6 protein-coding genes are annotated in these 19,517 nt (G+C 44.1%); 4 read left to right on the plus strand and 2 right to left on the minus strand.

Annotated elements, in window-relative coordinates; all coding sequences use genetic code 11:
- Window positions 1-213 precede the first annotated feature (213 nt).
- Entirely contained in the window at window positions 214-4,788 is a 4,575-nt protein-coding gene (locus FFM80_RS04745) for a BspA family leucine-rich repeat surface protein (RefSeq protein ID WP_171001037.1), read from the plus strand.
- Window positions 4,789-5,273: 485 nt separating this feature from the next.
- On the plus strand, window positions 5,274-13,013 hold the full coding sequence (locus FFM80_RS04750; RefSeq protein WP_137639755.1) for a BspA family leucine-rich repeat surface protein: 7,740 nt from the start codon (window positions 5,274-5,276) through the stop codon (window positions 13,011-13,013).
- 78 nt (window positions 13,014-13,091) lie between these two features.
- Here the strand turns inward: FFM80_RS04750 and FFM80_RS04755 are convergent, their stop codons facing one another.
- Window positions 13,092-13,457 carry a type II toxin-antitoxin system PemK/MazF family toxin gene (locus FFM80_RS04755; protein WP_137639756.1) on the minus strand — a complete coding sequence of 122 codons (366 nt, stop codon included), beginning with the start codon at window positions 13,455-13,457 and terminating at the stop codon, window positions 13,092-13,094.
- Window positions 13,458-13,475: 18 nt separating this feature from the next.
- Entirely contained in the window at window positions 13,476-13,676 is a 201-nt protein-coding gene (locus FFM80_RS04760) for a hypothetical protein (RefSeq protein WP_223877296.1), read from the minus strand.
- 345 nt (window positions 13,677-14,021) lie between these two features.
- Between FFM80_RS04760 and FFM80_RS04765 the strand changes: the two genes are divergently transcribed.
- Window positions 14,022-17,225 (plus strand): CapA family protein, encoded by a 3,204-nt coding sequence (locus FFM80_RS04765; RefSeq protein WP_171001038.1) that lies wholly within the window; start codon window positions 14,022-14,024, stop codon window positions 17,223-17,225.
- A gap of 109 nt (window positions 17,226-17,334) precedes the next feature.
- Window positions 17,335-19,497 carry a glutamate ligase domain-containing protein gene (locus FFM80_RS04770; protein WP_137639758.1) on the plus strand — a complete coding sequence of 721 codons (2,163 nt, stop codon included), beginning with the start codon at window positions 17,335-17,337 and terminating at the stop codon, window positions 19,495-19,497.
- Window positions 19,498-19,517 lie beyond the last annotated feature (20 nt).

The raw sequence follows: 19,517 nt of genomic DNA on the forward strand, positions 1-19,517 counted from the left end.
CCGCGTATTTTGACCTCACAATTACCGGTAGTGTATTTAAGTCGTAACGGTCGCAAACGTTGATACAGCAGCGCTTATAACCGTAATTTGTATTGAACATTATAGATTGAGGGCATATACTATTAATGAATAAATAATATTAATGTAATTAGTTATAAGGGCCATCACTTAATGGGAAACTGATGACAGTGCGTCTAAAAAGGGGTCTGCATGATGCGTATAAATAAACAACAGCGTTTCTTAACGAATCAAAATCTACACTATAAGATGTATAAAAAAGGCCGTTTCTGGTTATTTGCCGGCGTATTAGTGTTGACGGCATGGCAAGGCAATGGCATGCCGGTACAAGCAGCGACTACGGGAACAACTGAAAGCGCTGACAGTTCGGCCACGACGACTAAGACATCGGTCGCTGACAAAACGGTTACTTTACAGCCCCAAGCCACGACTGATAGCAGTGTTAAGCCGACTGAGACACCTAGTTCCGATGAATCTAGTACCGGTAATTCAGATAAGTCAGCCACAACACAGCCAGATAAAGTAACCTCGGATAGTGAGGTGACAACGCCTAAAGCGCCAGCTACCTCAACTGATAGTCAGGTGACAGCAACAACGACTTATGAAGATGAGCACGTAACTGCTGAAACTGATGCTAGTCAAACTAGCGACGGGTCTAAGGCCGATGCCAGTCAGTCAGATTCAACGGTCAAGACTATTCCCGACAAGACAGCAACTAACGATAATAGTGCCGATAAGCAGAATCAAAAATCAATCACTGCTGATTCGGATAAAGTAGCTGTTCCTGAGCCCAAGCCAGTTGTGACCCCCAAGACTAACGAGGTCAATCCGCCAGTCACGACGGGCGCTCAACCGACGAATACGCCAACCACGCAAACGGTAGCGGTTAATAAGCTAGTGACCACGACCCAAGTTAACGTCCCGACCACTGATTTGCCGACTGCTAGTTTAACGACTGCTTTGTTTGGAACTAGTAAAGTTGCAATGCCACTGGGTGTAACCGCTAATGAGCAACAAGTCTTGAACAAACGGGCCTTATTAATGCGGGCCGCCGCCATTCCAGCCGATATTGCGAATGGTACATCGGGAACCTGTACGTGGCAGATTGATAGCGCGGGCACCTTGCATATTAGTGCTGGGGAGCTAGCCCCAACTAAGAATACTTGGGAACAATATAGCAGTGATATCAAATTGATTACGTTTGATGGCCCCGTTAAGGCGCCGGTGAATGCGAATGGCCTCTTTAATTATTTGCCAAATTTAACGACGATTACGAATCCAGATCAGTTGGATGTTAGCCAAACGACTTCAATGAGCAATATGTTCATGAAGGATAATCATTTAGTTAGTCTAGATTTACATACCTGGCAGACTAGCGCCTTGACCTCAATTGGCAGTATGTTTTGGTATGATACCAATCTAGTCAGCGTCAATATGGACAACTGGGATATGAGTCATGTCACTGGTTTTGGGGATGCATTCTACTATTGTTCAGCACTAACGACCGTTAACGATGCCGGTTGGGATACCAGCAATGTCACTAATATGGATTCAATGTTTTATCGTGATGGGAAGCTAACCACTTTGGATGTTAGTGGTTGGCGGACCGGTAATGTGACGAAGATGGATCAGATGTTCAACGGAACAAGTAGCCTGAAGACAATTGATGTTAGTGGCTGGGATACGAGTAAAGTGACGTCGTTTTTCCTCTTGTTTGGTGGTGACTGGGCGGTGACTGATTTAGCAGTTGGTAATTGGGATACCAGTCAGGTCACGACTATGGATGGCACTTTTGCTGGGTGCAGGGCATTAACAAAGTTAGACATCGGTCATTGGGATACAAGCAATGTCACTGATATGGAAAGCATGCTTACTGGCTGTAGTGCCCTGACCAGCTTGGATTTGAATGCTTGGGACACGAGTAAAGTCACGTCCTTCATGTTTATGTTTAATGAAAATACTAACTTAGCTGATTTGAAAATCAACAATTGGGATACGCACAGTGTGACAAATATGAGCACAATGTTTGATAGTGATGATAGCCTAATTAATCTCGATCTAAGTGGTTGGGATGTGAGCCATGTGATCAAAGCAGATAATATGTTCGATGAAGTGCATAACTTAGTTAATCTGGACGTCACTGGCTGGAAATTATCCAGTGTGACGGATACGGGCAACATGTTTTTAGATTGTTGGAATTTGAAGACTTTAGAGTCGTCTAAGTGGAACCTAGGTAGTTTAAACGATGCTGGGGCCATGTTTATGAATGACTATGTTTTAGACGGTCTAGATTCAAGTCAGTGGCAGTTGGGAAATGTAACGAATGCCAACTCAATGTTTGCTGGCTGTAAAAAGCTTTCAACACTGGATGTCTCTAATTGGCAAACCGGCAAGTTGCAAGATACTAATAGTATGTTTATGAGTAATTTAAGTGCCACTAATCTTGATGTCAGCAAGTGGGATACTAGTAGCTTACAAGATGCGACGCAAATGTTTATCTATGACAGTGGTCTTAAGACCGTGGCGGTTGACGATTGGAATACGAGCAATTTGGTTTCTGCGCGGAATCTCTTCTATAGTATGGATAATCTCGAAACCGCGAATGTTTCCAAGTGGGATACGAGTAAGTTACAAAGTGCACGGTTCATGTTTTATTGGGACACTAAGTTAAAGGGTGTCAATGTCAGCAATTGGAATACCGCCAACTTAACCGATATTGCGGGGATGTTTGCGAATAATTACAGTATGACTGACTTAGATTTAAGTAAATGGGATACCAGTAGTCTCACTGGGATGAAATGGCTGTTCTATGGCGATATTAACTTGAAGATGCTAAATCTAGCGAACTTTAATATGCGTTCCGCAGATAACTTAGCTCTAATCTTTGACACTGATACGGCACTACAAACGCTAACCCTTGGTAAAGGTGCGGTGTTACAAAACGATACGCTTAACGTTTCATTGCCAGCCGTGCCAACTAATGCGACGTATCTAGGTCGTTGGATTAACACGGAAGGACAAACATTTACGTCGCCAGAATTGATGGCACTGTATTCAGCGGATGGCACTGGCGTTGCGGATACCTATACGTGGTTAATGAATAAGTCCAGCTTAGCCATCAAAGATACAACTTTGGTTCAGACGCTAACCAATATCTGGCATGCTAAAGATAATTTGATTAGTGCGACTGATGACGCTGGCCAGGCTTTAAACGTTGGTGATTTGAAGGTTACCGGTACAGTCGACACAACGACGCCGGGGACTTATCAAGTGACCTACCAAAATGGTGACTTTTACAGTGGTGTTGCGACGATTACGGTGTTGGCAACCAAAGTTTCAGTCAAGGCTAACGATATGACGGTCATTCAAGGTCAACCATGGCGAGCGAGTGATAACTTCAAAGCGGCGACAGATGCCACGGGTCGCGCCGTTGATTTCAGTCGGGTAACGGTTACTGGTGACCAGGCTGTTGATACGAGTAAAGTGGGTGCGACGTATGCGGTTACTTATCGTTATCAAGATGTTAACGGTAATCCCGCTAGTCAAACGGTGACGATTACCGTAATTGCGAGTCAAGTCGGCATTGATGCGAAAGCTATGACGTTAACACAAGGTCAAAGTTGGCAACCAGCTGATAGCTTCGTTAGTGCGACCGATGCGACTGGGCAGCCGGTTGACTTCAAGCAGGTCACGGTGCTGGGTGCAGATCAGGTTAACACGCAGGTTCCTGGACAAGTTCAAGTGACGTATCAATATACGGACGCTTATCAGAATCTTGCGACGAAGACGGTGACGTTGACGGTGCTTAAAACGCAAGCGGCAGTTGATGCTAAAAACATGACGATTATTCAAAACGCAGCTTGGCAACCAAGTGATAGCTTTGTGAGTGCCACTAGTGCTGATGGTCAGTCCGTTGATTTTAGTCAAGTTAAGGTGCTTGGTGCGGATAAGGTCGATTTAACCAAACCTGGTCAGTACCAAGTAACGTACCAGTATACGGATAGCTATGGTAACAATGCAACTAAGACCGTTACCCTAACAGTGATTAAAACTAAGGCAACCGTTAATGCTAAAGATATGACCGTGACGCAAAACGGCACTTGGCAGCCAAGTGATAGCTTCATCAGTGCGACCGATGCGACCGGGAAAACCGTTGCCTTCAGCCAAGTTCAAGTCATTGGTGCGGATAAAGTTGATCTAGACAAACCTGGTCAGGTCCAAGTGACCTATCGCTACACGGATGCGTATCACAATGTGGTTACTAAGACAGTTACTGTAACCGTTAAAGCGGCGAATACAACGCCAACGACGGAACCAGCCGCGACCCCAGATAATGGTGGTCAGACGGTAACCGGACCCGATAAACCAACAACTGATGCCGCGGCGGATCATATTGCGGTTACACCAACCAAGCCTGATCAACCAACTGTTGCTAAGTCAGCCCAGACTGCAACTAAGGGCAGGACCACAACGACTTGGCAAGGGGCTAAGATTGCCGCTAAGCCGGTGATAACCACGTCGAAGTCAGTCGTTAGTGATGCCAGCCCAGTAGCGACTCAGCCAGTCAAGCTGGCAACCACGACAACGGTTCAAGCGGCTAAGATTAGCTTGGCGCCAACTAAATCTAAGGCAGCCGCTAAGCCAGTTGTAACCACGTCATTACCACAAACTAGTGATCAAACAGCAGCCAGTGCAACTGGATTAGGATTACTACTATTAGGCCTGAGTTCGTTAACCGCGTTCTTTGGTCGGAAACGGCGGGAACATTAGCATTTAAAAGTTTAAACGAGTGACCCTTCTTAAGTGGGTGATCACTCGTTTTTTTGTGTCATAGATTAATCAAAAATTGTAATACATTTATTTAAGCGTGTTAACTATTAAAATTGGTGATTGATCAGAAAGTAGGTGTATTAAAAATGGTAATGTCAATAAATATTAACTAATGCTAATTTAGTTAGTTCTTAAATGATTATTGTCGTAAATTAATAAAAATGGTATAGCTAGCAGTTATAATTAGCCACAATAAATTGGTGAAGGACTTAATTGTAGTAACCACTTGATTACCGCTATATATTTGAAGAAACCACTGACGAATGGCTCAACGACGCGATTTACAATGATTTACAAATTGAATTAATCAAATTAACGGACTATACTAAATTTATAAACTAAAAATTAATATTTTAATAATAAAAAATAATCGAATAGCCCGATTGCTCAGCGTTGAGGACTACCCGTTTAAAGGGGATTTTAGCATGCGTCATACACAACGAGTAACTTCAGTAACATCACCAAAAGTTCATTATAAAATGTATAAAAAGGGGCGCTTCTGGTTGTTTGCGGGGATCGCCGTTTTGACCTGGCAACTGAGTAGTCCGTCTGCACAAGCTAATACTGATGAGAGCAGTAACTCGGAAGCTGATACGAGCAGCACAACGTCCGCATCACAGTTGAGTCAATCAGCGGTCGTCTTGAGTTCAAGCAGTTCAAGTAATCGTCAACAGCACTCAATGAGTAGCTCGTCTTCAAGTTCGGACAGTTCAAGTAGCAAGGACTCATTAACGAGTGATAGGACTGATGATGGGAATGCGACTGCCACGACGAAAGCGACCCAAACAAGTAGTACACAACTAACTGAAAATAGTGCCGCTGACGACCAAACTGGGCAAAATGCAGGTCGTTCAACCACAAGTTCATCAAGCATGTCAGCCGGCTCTTCGACTAGTAGCAGTTCATCAAGTGAGTCGAGCAATAGTGTATCTGAGACAAGTAACTCGGATGATACGAATACACCGACTAATAGCGGTCAGCAACCAACTGACACTGATGATTCTAAGACGCCAACTGATCAAAGTGCGAAAGACACGAATACTAATGAACTAACTAATGTTCAATCAACAACTGACGATTTGACTGAAAACTCAAGTAATCAGTTATTGGGCGCTAATCTAATGATGTCACGCCTGGCGATGCCGGTTGCGGCTAATTTAGCTTTAGGTGGGACGTTAACCGATCGGGCTAGTTTGTTGCGAAGTGCCGCAGTTACCGCAGCCACAACGGTTGCCAGTGGGAAATTTAATGCTGGTGCAACTTGGGTTTTAGACAGTGATGGTGTCTTGACGATTACCGGTAATGGTGGTGGCTTGGATGACACGGGCTTTAATATTGGTGATGGTATTTCCACTAGTCCTTGGGCAAAAAATGCCTCTCAAGTGAAGTCGGTTGTTTTTGATGGTCCAGTAAAAGCCGCGACCGATTCGTCAGGTTTATTTTATAACTTGGCTAATTTGACTACCGTTGTAAATGCAGAAAATTTGGATACTAGTGCGACGACTAACATGCAATGGATGTTTCGTGGCGATAAAGCATTGACAAGTGTCAATGTTACTAATTGGGATACCAGCAAAGTTACAAGAATGGATGATATGTTTAATAATACGGTAGCACTAACAACTTTGGATGTTTCTGGTTGGAAGACAGGTAATGTTACCGATATTGCTAATATGTTTTGGGGTGATGCGGCGTTAACCACATTAGATGTTTCTAAATGGGATACCAGTAAAATGACTGACATGGCCTATGCGTTTTATAATAATAGTGCCCTAGCGACCTTGGATGTTTCCAATTGGAAGACTAGCCAAGTAACGGATATGGCCTATGCGTTTACTAACGATAGTAGCTTAACAACTTTGGATGTTTCTGGCTGGGATACTACTAATGTCACGAATATGAACCAATTGTTCAGCGGTGATAAGGGATTAACTACAATTGACGTTTCAAACTGGAATACAGGTAAAGTTGGGACAGCCGCGATTGATAGTTCGGTAGCGTTAAGTTTACCCGGAATGGCTTACATGTTCTCTGGTGATACGTCCCTGACTTCTTTAGGGGCACTTGGAACTACCAATTGGGATACAAGTAACGTGCAAGATATGCAATATATGTTTAATGGGGATGCTGCTCTAACTGCAATAGCGGTTGATACATGGAATACAAAAAAAGTTACAAATATGAATTATATGTTTAATGGGGATACTGCTTTAACTAGCCTAAATGTTTCCAATTTTAATACGAGCGCAGTTGGTACTATTAATGCTGCTGCGGGGCAACTAGTTCCAGGGATGGCATATATGTTTGCTGGTCTCGGTAATGTGACAAGTCTTGATGTTTCTAATTTTGATACAAGCCATGTTCAAACTATGCAACACATGTTTTATCATGATACTAAAGTACCGGTAATAGATGTATCCCATTTTGTTACCGATAATGTAACTAACATGGCTGATATGTTTGATTACGATACTGGAATCAAGTCGTTGGATGTTTCAAATTTCCACACACAAAATGTCACTGATATGCAAAATATGTTTGCGGCAGTTAGCCATGTGACGGCCATTGACGTCTCAAAGTTTAATACTAGTAAAGTAACAAATATGCAGTACATGTTCAATCAGACTTACAACTTAACTAGTTTAGATTTATCTAACTTTGATACTAGTCAGGTGACTAACATGAACTCGATGTTTACATCGACTCAAGCTTTAACATCGTTAGATCTTTCTAGCTTTGTGACAACAAAGCTTCAAACAATGAACAATTTTATTAAAGGAAATATTAAGCTAACCACTGTGACTTTAGGCACTGGTTGGACTAACGATGTCACGACTGATATGAGCTACGCATTTGCGGATAATCCTAATCTTGTAACGTTAAATCTTGCTGGCTTTAAAACACCTGCTGCGACCAATATGTCATTTATGTTTGGTGGCGACGCTAGCTTAGATGGTACCGATTTATCTACGTTCTCAACTGGATTGGTCACTAACATGACTAGTATGTTTCAAGATGCACGCGTGAATGGTATTACGGGTATAAATAGTTTTAACATAGGCAACGTGACAACTATGGCATCGATGTTTGCCGAAGCGACGATGCCTAATAGTTTTGATCTTGCCACCTGGAATACAGACAAGGTGACCAATATGTCGTCAATGTTTGCGGGTGCAAACTACTTGGAAGACTTAAAACTTGATCATTTCGTGATGACTGACGGTACTAATATTGACAAGATGCTGTCTGGAAACAATATGTTGAGTACGTTGAATGTAGGTGCTAAAACCTTATTAACGAATTCAACTGGTAATGTTAGCTTATATGCCGTGCCAAATAGTCTGTTCTACACAGGTAACTGGGTTAATAGTGCTGGTCAATCATCTGGAACATCTAATGATCTGATGACTGCGTATGATTCAACTGCAACTCCGGTGGCAGATAAGTATACTTGGGAACCACGGATAAATGAAGCCAGTTTAAGTGTTAAGCCAACTGTTTCACTAACTGTTAATCCTAAAGACGATGCTAGTTGGGACCCAGAAACGGCTATTATTAAAGCAACTGATTATTATGGCAATACACAACCATATGCAGCGGATGCTGATCAAAGTGGCATTGCGGTTACTATTACAAAGCAAAACGCTGATGGCACCACAACTGCTGTCGATAGCATTAATTTGACTGATAATACGGTTGCGGGGACTTATGTGGTCAACTATAGTTTTAACGATGCATTGGACAATCCAGTTACTGGAACGACTACTGTGACAGTTGTTGCTAATAATGTTAGTTTGAAAGTGCGCCCAACAAATACAGTCATTGTCGGAAATGATTGGAATCCTGCGACGAACTTTGTTAGTGCCACCAACGTTGACGGCACACCGTTACAAGCTACTGATTTAACCGTGACCTACACGAACGCTGACCATCAAGCCGTGACCGAAACGGATGTTTTAAGCAATCCAGGTGCCTATACGGTGACCTATGCTTTTGATGATTCGCAAGGCAATCCCCAAACGGCAACGACGGCGTTAACCGTGGCGGCGAACCAAGCTGGCTTAACGGCGACGGATACGGTGCTATATACGACTGATCCTTGGCAGCCAGATACTGGATTAGTGGCCACTGAACCCGATGGCACCGGGGTTAATACGACTAGCGGGGTCACGTATACGATTACTGACCAAGCCACCGAGACGGCCGTGACGAGTCTTGATACGACTAAACCAGGGATTTATATCGTAAATTATCAGTTTACAGATACCCAAGGAAAACCGTGGTCTAAAGTCGTAACAGTAACGGTCAAAGATGGGACGGCCGCAATTAATACCGGTGCTGACCAGACCCTCTATACTGGGAATCCGTATGTTCCTAGTCCGGTGAGTGCGGTTAACGCTGATGGGTCTAAGGTCACGACTGAGTTAACGACCACGATTAAGAACGTCACGACTGATCAGCCGGTTTCAGCGATTGAAACGACCAAGGCAGGGACCTATATTGTCACGACTAGTTTTGTTGATCAAAATGGTCAAACACAAAGTGGTTCCTCAAAAGTGACCGTCGTGGATAATAGCGGTGCGGTGACCCCAGGGAATGGCCAAAAGCTATACACTGGCGATGCTTATGTCCCAAGTTCGGCTTCAGCGAAATATGCAGATGGCCTGGCAGTGGCAACTAAAGATATCACGACCACGATTACCGATACAGTAACTAATACGCTTGTGGCCGCAATTGATACGAATAAAGCTGGTCACTATACGATTACCACTAGCTTTACGGATAAAAGCGGTGCGGTACAAAGTGGGACGTCTACGGTCACCATCGTGGACAGTCGCGGTGCCATTCAACCAGGCACTAACCAGACACTTTACACTGGCAATGACTATACGCCAAACGAGGTTGTTGCGAAATATGCAGATGGGTCTACCGTAGCGCCAAGTGATTTAACTACAACGATTAAGAATGCGGCTAATGAACCCGTGTCGTCGATTGATACGACCCAAGCTGGGACGTACACTGTGACGACTAGCTTTAAGGATAAAAGCGGTGCGGTACAAAGTGGGACGTCAACCGTTACCATTGTTAGCAATACTGGTGCCGTACAAACTGGTGCTAGTCAGATTCTTTATACTGGTGATGACTATACGCCAAGTGCCACTTCAGCAACGTATGCCGATGGAACCGCGGTTGCAACTAATCAGCTAACCACAACGATTGTCGATGCGACAACTGGTGATTCAATGGCAGCGATTGACACGAAGAAAGCTGGCAATTATATCGTTACAACCACTTTCACTGACAAAAATGGCAAAACACAAAGTGGGACATCAACGGTCGCTGTCGTGGATAATCGTGGTGCCGTTAAGCCAGGAGCTAATCAAACGCTATACACCGGTAATACCTATAGCCCAAGTCCAGTTGTTGCAAAATATGCGGATGGGTCGGCCGTCGCACCTGATCAGTTAACGACGACGATTAAAAATGCCACCAATGAACCAGTGTCAGCGGTTGATATGACTCAAGCTGGGACGTACACTGTGACAACTAGTTTTACTGATCAAAACGGTAAAGTACAAAGTGGTGCTTCAACGGTCACCATTGTAGATAATAGTGGTGCTGTAAAACCAGGCACTGATCAAAAGCTTTACACGGGCAACACTTATACCCCAAGTGCCGTTACGGCGACCTATGCAGATGGCACTTCAGTTGCGGCGGACAAGTTAACGACCGCAATTACCGATAATGCAACGAAGCAAACCGTGGCGACAATTGATACGACTAAGCCGGGTTTGTATACCGTTACGACTCAGTTTACTGATCAAAACGGCCACATTCAAAGTGGTGCCTCACAAGTAACCATCGTGGACAACACGAGTGCGGTCGATGCCGGGGCCAGTCAAACCTTGTATCAGGGTGATACCTATACACCTAATACCGTTTCTGCAACTTATGCTGATGGTAACAAGGTCCCAGCTAATAAATTGACGACGATGATAACGAAAGATGGACAGCCAGTTGCTACGGTTGCTCCTACTCATACTGGGACGTATACTATCACCACGAGTTTTACCGACCAAAATGGCCAGGTCCAAACGGGTCAGTCAACAGTCACCATTAAACCAACCGCCGGGGCGATTACAACTGGTGCGGATCAAACGCTATATGTTGGTGACACGTACCAAGCTAGTGCGGTAACCGCAACCAATGCAGATGGCACACCGGCGGATGCTAGTGTGGTGACGACGACCTATACTCGTGATGGTCAACCGGTGACGGGTATTGATCCTAATGTGAGTGGCGACTATGTCATCACTTCAGTCTTCAATGATGGTCATGGACAGAACTTGACGACGAGTTCGACGGTGACGGTCAAAGCTTTGACTGGGACGGTACAAGCGAACGATGCCACTTTGTATGTAGGTGACACAACTTGGGAACCGAGTCGCAGCTTAATCAACGCTACCAATTCGGCAGATACGGATGTCACCGCTCAAGTCGTCACAACGATTAAGACGGCAGCTGGGACAACTGTGCCCGCGCTTGATACCTCAACGCCGGGCACGTATCAAGTAACGTACAGCTTTAAAGATGTGAACGGGCAAACGAAGTCAACAACGATTAAAGTGACTATCGTTGCGGCCAGTGATGCCATTCACTTGGCTGACAAGACTAGTTTTGTTGTCGGTGATACTTGGACGCCAATGACTAACTTAACGGCGGCAACCGATGTTGATGGCAGCGATGCTACTGCCAAAGTGACTTATCAGGTCACTCAAAACGGTCAGGCAGTCAGTGATATCGATATGCAACAGGCGGGTACTTACGAGGTTACCTATCAATTTACGAACCAACAAGGCCAGGTGACTAGCCAGACACAGACTGTGACCGTTAATGCTAATCAGGCAGCCATTACCTTAACTGATCAAACGGCTATTCCAGCCGGTTCAACTTGGACGCCTACTGAAAATTTGGCTAAAGTGACAAATACAGATGGTAGCTCGGTTGATGCCGGTCAAGTGACAGTCAACGTTACTAAGGACGGTCAATCCGTGACGAGTGTTGATACAAGTAAAGCTGGGACTTACGTTGTGACGTACAGCTTTACCAATCAACAAGGTCAGTTAACAACGCAAAGTCAAACGGTAACGGTGGCTGTTAACCAAGCAGCGATTAGCTTAACGCCTAATACGACGATTGTTGCCGGCTCAACTTGGACACCAACTGCCAATCTGGCAAGGGTGACTGACGTTGATGGGACACCAGTTGCAGCTGATCAGGTCGCTATTAAGGTGACTAAAGCTGGTCAACCCGTCAGTGGTGTTGATACGAAACAAGCTGGGACTTATGTTGTCACGTATCAGTTCACGAATCAATTAGGGGTTGTGACGACGGCTAGTCAAACAATTGCCGTTGTGGCTAATCAAGCGGTATTGACCGTAATGCCAACTGTGGCTGTCACAGCTGGCACGACTTGGCAACCAGTTAGTGCGATCTTAAGTGCAGTGAATACGGATGGCAGTACGATTAACCCTAATAGCTTGATGGTCACGGTCACTAAGAATGGTCAGCCAGTCGCTACCACGGCAACGATGACTGCCGGGACTTATGTGGTGGCGTATAGCTTTGTTGATGCTACTGGTCAAACGCAACAGGCCCAAACAACCGTGACCGTTACGGCGACAGCGCCAACTGGTCAGACTGATGCGCCAACGACAACGAAACCAGTGACAAAGCCAGCGACTAATGGTACTGCCACTGTAGTGATTAAGCCGACCAAGCCAACTAGCACTAAGCCTAATGTCAGTGTGATGCCAGTCGTTAAAGCGGATACTACTGCCACTTGGGTTGGTAATACGTTGCGATTAGCACCGCAGCCAACTGATCAGCCAGCTAGACTGGCTGTTAAAGTGGTAACGGCCAGCGAGACTAAGGCAACGACTGAAACGGTTCAAAACGCAACTATGACAGTGAGTCCTGTTAAGTTAGCGACTAAGCCAGTTAAGTCGACTACGGCCACAGCCACGACCAAAGCTGGCGCTAAGACGTTACCGCAAACTGATGAAACCTCAACGACAACGCCGACACTTGCTGGGAGTTTGTTGTTAGCTTTCAGTAGTTTGTTAGGAGTTTTAGGCCTTGCAGAACGGAAACGGCGTCAATAGAGTTTCAGGGTACAAAAAAGTTCTCACCAATTAAATTTGGTGGGAACTTTTTTAGTGCCAAAGCGAACAACTATCGGGCTAATAGATATTAAGCAATTGTTGATGTATGCGGATAACGCGTGCAAAAGCTTCAATATCTAGAAGCGTACCGGTACTTTCGATATGGCGACCAATAATACTAAATGTATGGAATTGTAGCGGATTAACGAAACCATTGATTTTGGGATTGTTATTAATTGGAATGAACATTGTTTTTAAGTGATTATGAGTCGCGTGTGTGATTGGTGACACTGCTACTTGTCCAGTTAATTCAGAAAATCCAGCTGTACTGAGACCGACGGCGGGGTGGCGGCCACGTAATTCATTTGCCTGTGAGGGCTGGAAATCTATCCAAACAATCTCTCGTTGAACTGGCTTAAGGACATGGACGACTTTAGAATTCATTATCTAATAACTCAGTTTCTAAAAAATCTTGGTCGGATAAGGCATGCCGATGAGTTTCAATAAACTTGGCATCAGTAAATGGATTCTTAGTTTGGGTAGGTAGACAATTGCGCCGTCAGTTCCGGCAAAAACATCGTAATCAGTATATAGGGCTTTGATTTCTTTAGGTACGGTTAAAACTGTCGAACTACCGACTTTTCTTGCTTTGACAGATTTCATTAATACCCCTTCTTTCAATATACGTCCAACATATATTGAATATATATGCGTGTCAATTGTTTCGCTCAGTATCGAATGTGTTTTTTTGAATCTTTATTGATTAAATGGGGAGTCAGGTCAATTTTGAACTACTTTTTAATAAGTCACTATCAAAATTTCAAGTAATGAATTAAGCAAAATAACTTATTGAGTCAGATACAAATAACCGCTTTCCGGGGCTAATAATTAACGATTGCAATCAGTTTAAAAATGATGCTAATGCCATTATAATTGCAGTATATAAATAGGATTAGCCATGCTAACTGGGTGACCAGCTTGGTAGAAAAAATGGGGGCGTTTGGAACAATGACCAATCAGAATAAATACTTAAGTATGCACGAGATTGCGGATGTTTTAGATGGAAAATGGGTTGTAGCACCGGCCGATGATCATGAGTTGATCGAACACTATGCGGTTTATTCAGGTGAATTAGTGCATGAGGACCATGCTAATTTGTGGTTTGCGATGGACTTGCCAACTTGGCAACGGGGCACCGGTAATCATGGTATCTACGCCCGAACTTTTGCGGACTCGCATCCTAAGGTAAAACAACTACAGCGGTTTCTAAAAATGGCGATTGTGCAACATCCCGTCGATGCGCAGGTCCCACAACTACAAGTTGAAGATCCGTATGCCGCGATGGTCACTTTATTTAAGTTAATTAATGCCGATAATCCCAGTCATAATATTGGGATTACGGGTACGGTTGGTAAAAGTACCATGAAAGAATTGGTGGCGTCATTGTTAGCGCTTAAGACGACTGTCAATAAGACACCGCTAAATCATAATTCACGGACTTCATCACGGATTTCAGTCTTGAACAATCATCATGCGGCATATAATGTCTTGGAGATTGCCTTAGCATCCCTGTGGTATGGTCAAAAGAAAGTTGGTATCGTTGAAGATGTCAAACTGGACTTAGCAATTTTGACACAAGTCGGTGTTGGTCAAAGAGGCATTGATGAGCATCAAATGGCTGATTTCAAGACGCGAATTGCTTATGGGCTGAAGCCGGGAAAACCTTTTTTAGTCAATGGTGATATTGCAAATCTTGACGATGTTTTAAAGGGTGCGGATCGATATACACAGCATGTCGTGACGTATGGATTCAGTTCAACCTGTGACTTTATCGGTCAAGTGACGGCGGCAGGTGTTTTAACTGTATGCCATCAGGGCCATTTAGTCGCATCGATGTCCGTTAATGGTTTTGATCGAGGCTTAATTAGTAATGTCATTGGCGCTTTAGCGACCTATCAACTATTAGTCGGCGATATAGATGCCAAGTCGTTAGCGGCATTTGATAGCATCTGTCGGGTTAAGGCCGCCAAGAATACCAAAACAATGACGATCAATCAGCATCAAGTGACGATTGTGGATGATACGCACAACGCTGAGCTACTGTCGATGCAGAACTTTATCAATTATGCACAAGCCTACTGTGCACCGGCGACAACTAAGAAAATTTTTATTGTTGGTCGGATTATTAATTTGGGAAAGCAAGCACACCAAGTCTATCAGCAATTAGTAACGACCTTTAATCATAGTCAGTTTGAGGCTGTTTACACGTTTGGTCCTGAGATTGATCAGATTGCCACTGATTTTGAACCGCAACGATACGGCGGGCACTTTACGTCGGTTGACGCTTTAGTTAAGGCCTTAACCCAACGAGTGACAAGTGATACGCTCATTTTCATTAAAGGGTCGAGTCGGAATTCTAATATTAATCGCATTAGTCGTCAAATGGTTACTAAAGCGGACTACTTTGCAACACAGGCGGATCGGCTTGCCATTTCTGATATTTATCCGCGGCCGACCGCATACACGCGCAATGGTGTCGGTCGACTACTGGTGATCTTGGAATGCTTAGAACGGTTAACTTACAGTAAAATCAGATTAACTGATCTTGTGAAAATTACTCAAGACTTAGCTAACGATCGCAGTGTTAATAAGGTTGGACTGACAGTTGGTGATACGCATACGGCTTTGGAACTACTAAGCGTTGCCATTGTGGTGCCTGCACCTGATGTCATCATTAATCTGGCAGAGTCGATTTTTGGCGGCAATCAAGCGGCGGTTCAAGGGTTACGAAAAAAAGCGACGCAATTAGAATTGTCAAAACAGGCGTTAGTAAATATTACTGGCCGACCAACACGCTCAGAACAGCGAACTTATTTAAGTGATTTGGAAAAGATTGGCGCGGCCTATATCAAGTTACCTAATGAATTCTTTAGTTTGCTAAGTTTACAACGAGCAAATTTAACGAATCAGCGGTTAGGCTATCAGAAACGCTCCCAGTTATTAAAGACCGGGAAAGCGTATGGCTCAGTCTTCTTCGGTCCCAAAGAAACCAATGGCTTAATTTTCTTTAATGACCAACACGGCAAGCGTTTCAGTGCTTTTATTAATGCGCCGCATATTAGCTACATTGATGCTAAGATGGAACAATTAGTTGATGGTGGCTTGTCAGCAACGGCCATAATGCCACCAAAGACAACGGTTACTTTGAAGCAACCGATTATTAATCTACTCAGTGATACGTATTTTGGTGAGATGTATACCCGAGCTCGTAAACGAAATAAAATCGATGATGCATTGCAAAAGTACGGTTACGGATACTCTTTTGAAAAGTTGGGCCGATTCTTTGATCGTTCAGCCTATAATGTCTGCAACTTTGAAGCAGTCTTTGCGGAAAATCCACATGCTTTGACAGGAATCAAACCGTTCGTCTTGGATGCCAAAACTGAACCGACATTGAAAGAATTAACAAGACGCCATTTTAACCTAGCTATGTTAGGTAACAATCACGCTAAAGATGCGGGGGCGACGGCTTTAACGGAAACCATTCAAGCGTTCCATCAGGCTGGCATTGAGACAATTGGGGCTGGACGTGATCAGACGGATAGTCGCCACTTTGTTGAATTTAACTATCAAGGTCAAAAAATCGCGCTATTCAATGGCTATTGGTATCGTAATCCCGCTTACAATTTATTTGATTTTTATGCGAAGTCGGCTAGTGCCGGGGTTAATTGCTTAGATACCTTGGTATGGGAAGATGTTCAAGCTTATCGGCAGCAGCATCCCACTGCTAAAATTATTGTGAGCGCCCATTGGGGAAATGATTTTCATGAGGCGATTATGCCGGTCCAACAGGCTACCGCTGAAAAATTGGTGACGGCTGGGGCTGACTTAATCATTGGTCAGGGTCCACATATCTTACAGCCAATCAAGTATGTTGGTCATGCACCAGTTATTTACAGTATCGGTAATGGTGTCTTCAATAATAATGGTGAGTTCGTCAAACGTGGTTGTCCAGCATATGGGGCGACAGTGCGGTTAGATTTAGATCAACATCGCTTATATTTATGTCCGTTTTATGCAAATAACCGTAAGACATTCTGGCAGCCGGATTTCGTGAATGATACTGATTTCGCTGAAGCAGCCGGAATCTTTGGGGCGGATTACGCGACAACTAAGCTGGATGGATTGAATGCGGTAGTTTTACCGTTATAAGCGTAGTCCATACAGTATTGATAAGTTAGGCTTCAATGGTGAGCCTATTTTATGATCATCAGATGGCGGCTAGCCAACAGTCAATAAATCAATAAAGTGGGGGATTAACTTGGTAACATTTAATGGTGATTATTTTAGTATGCAAGAGATTGCAGAGATTATCGGTGGTGAGTGGGTTATCCCGCCAGTAGACGCAAGTTTGCCGATTAAACACTATGCCGTTTATCAAGGTGAGCTTTCAACAAGTGATCAAGCCAATCTGTTTTTTGCGATGGATGGTCCAACTTGGGTCAGAGGGACTGGCAATGCGGGTATGTATGCTGTCAATCCACCTGATTCTCATAAATTCGTTCATAAGTTTGCCAATCAGTTGCGAATGATTGTCGTGCAACGGTTGATTAAAGATGTTAATGTCCCGCAATTGAAAGTCGCTAACTCCTATGAAGCGATGAAACAGATCTTTGCGTTAATTAATGCGGCGCAGCCAAGTCGTAATATTGGGATTACAGGCACAGTGGGTAAAAGCACGATGAAAGCGCTATTAACTGGGCTGTTGAAACTGGTTGCGCCAACGCATAGTACGCCAACTAATCATAATTCACGCACTTCAGCGCGGATTACGGTTATGAATAGTGTCGGGACAACCTATAACGTACTGGAGATTGCTTTAGGCGCTTTCTGGTATGGTAAGAAGCCGAAGCAAGTCGGCATTATGCAAGATTTAGTCTTGGACTTAGGCATTATTACGCAGGTTGGGATTGGTCAGCGTGGCTATGATGAGCATGCGATGGCGGAGTTCAAGACACGACTGGCGTATGGGTTAAAACCTGATCGGCCATTATTAGTGAATGGTGATATCAAGAATTTAGCTGAAGTCAAACAATTAGCGCAACGTTATACGTCGCGAGTGATCACGTATGGCATGCAGGCTGGCTGTGATTATATTGGTCAAGTTACAGATGGATATCTACAAGTTCGTCATCAGCAGCAGCTACTAGCAGCGATTGATGTTCGCCACTTTGATGCGGGGCTGATCAGCAATGCGATTGGAGCCATCAGCGCCATGACCATATTACAAGGTCGCTTTGATGCAGCGTGGCAAGACCCGTTGCATCAACTGTGTCAGCAGGCCAATCCGCGCAAAGTACACACTTTTATGGTCAATGGTCATCAGGTAACCGTGCTAGATGATACGCATAACGCGGAAGTTTTATCAATGCAAAACTTTATCGACTTTGCGCAGGCTTATCAAGTTTCATCGCAGACGCAAAAAGTTTTTGTGATGGGTCGTGTGATTAATTTAGGTGATAAAACGCGGGCCGTACATCTACAGTTAATTGAAAAGCTAATGCAGAGTCATTTTGATCAACTGTATACATTTGGTCCGGAAATTGGTTCAGTCGCCGCTGCTTTTAAGACGGCTAACTTTGGTGGTCACTTCGACCAGCTGGACGCACTATCACGGACCTTGATTCAAGCTATTCGGACTGACACCGTAATCTTTATCAAAGGCTCTGGAAGAAATTCGGGAATTACAAGATTGGCGCCAACCTTAGTCAGAAAAGCATTGTATTATAGTAGTGGGGCAGGAAATTTTGCGATGACCCAGGTAGCCCCCAGCTCAGGTGCCTATACTCAAAACGGTGTTGGCCGATTATTAGTGATTCTGGCCTGCTTAGAACAGTTAAGTCAGGGCAAGTTGCACTTAACGGATCGAGTAACAATTACCCAAGACTTAGCTCGAGATCACAGCCAACATAAAGTTGATTTGACGATTGGGGATCAGTATACTTTATTCACTTTGCTAAATCTAGCTATTGTAGTGCCAGCGCCAGATGTTATCGTGAATTTAGCAGAGTTTGTTTACGGGGATCAACAGACTGCCAAAGCCAATTTAGTTAATCGTGCCCAAGCATTAGGCTTGTCGGCCCACGCGTTTGTTAATGTGACCGGTCGACCAATGCGGCAACCGCAACAAACGTATTTAAGTGATTTAGAAAAGATTGGCGCCGCATTTACTGAAATTTCAGATGACTATTTTGAGTTGTTGAGCCTGCAGCGGGCGCAGTTAGCCCCAACTGGTCCAATTTATCAAAAGTACTCGCGACTACTAAAGACGGGGCAGGTCTTTGGATCATTGTTCTTTGGTGTTGCTGAGACCAATGGACTACTCTTTTTATACGATGGTCGTCAGAAACAAGCACTAGTTTTTTTGAATGCGACAAAAATTGCCGATGTTGATCAACAAGTTAGTGCCGTTATTAAAGCCTGATAAGGTTACAGTTACTAAGA

This window comes from Lactiplantibacillus dongliensis, assembly GCF_005405105.1.
Taxonomy (GTDB): Bacteria; Bacillota; Bacilli; order Lactobacillales; family Lactobacillaceae; genus Lactiplantibacillus; species Lactiplantibacillus dongliensis.

Coding starts and splice junctions, on each gene's coding strand:
- FFM80_RS04750 (WP_137639755.1), top strand. CDS start 5,274: ATGCGTCATACACAACGAGTAACTTCAGTAACATCACCAAAAGTTCAT.
- FFM80_RS04755 (WP_137639756.1), bottom strand. CDS start 13,457: ATGAATTCTAAAGTCGTCCATGTCCTTAAGCCAGTTCAACGAGAGATT.
- FFM80_RS04745 (WP_171001037.1), top strand. CDS start 214: ATGCGTATAAATAAACAACAGCGTTTCTTAACGAATCAAAATCTACAC.
- FFM80_RS04765 (WP_171001038.1), top strand. CDS start 14,022: ATGACCAATCAGAATAAATACTTAAGTATGCACGAGATTGCGGATGTT.
- FFM80_RS04760 (WP_223877296.1), bottom strand. CDS start 13,676: ATGAAATCTGTCAAAGCAAGAAAAGTCGGTAGTTCGACAGTTTTAACC.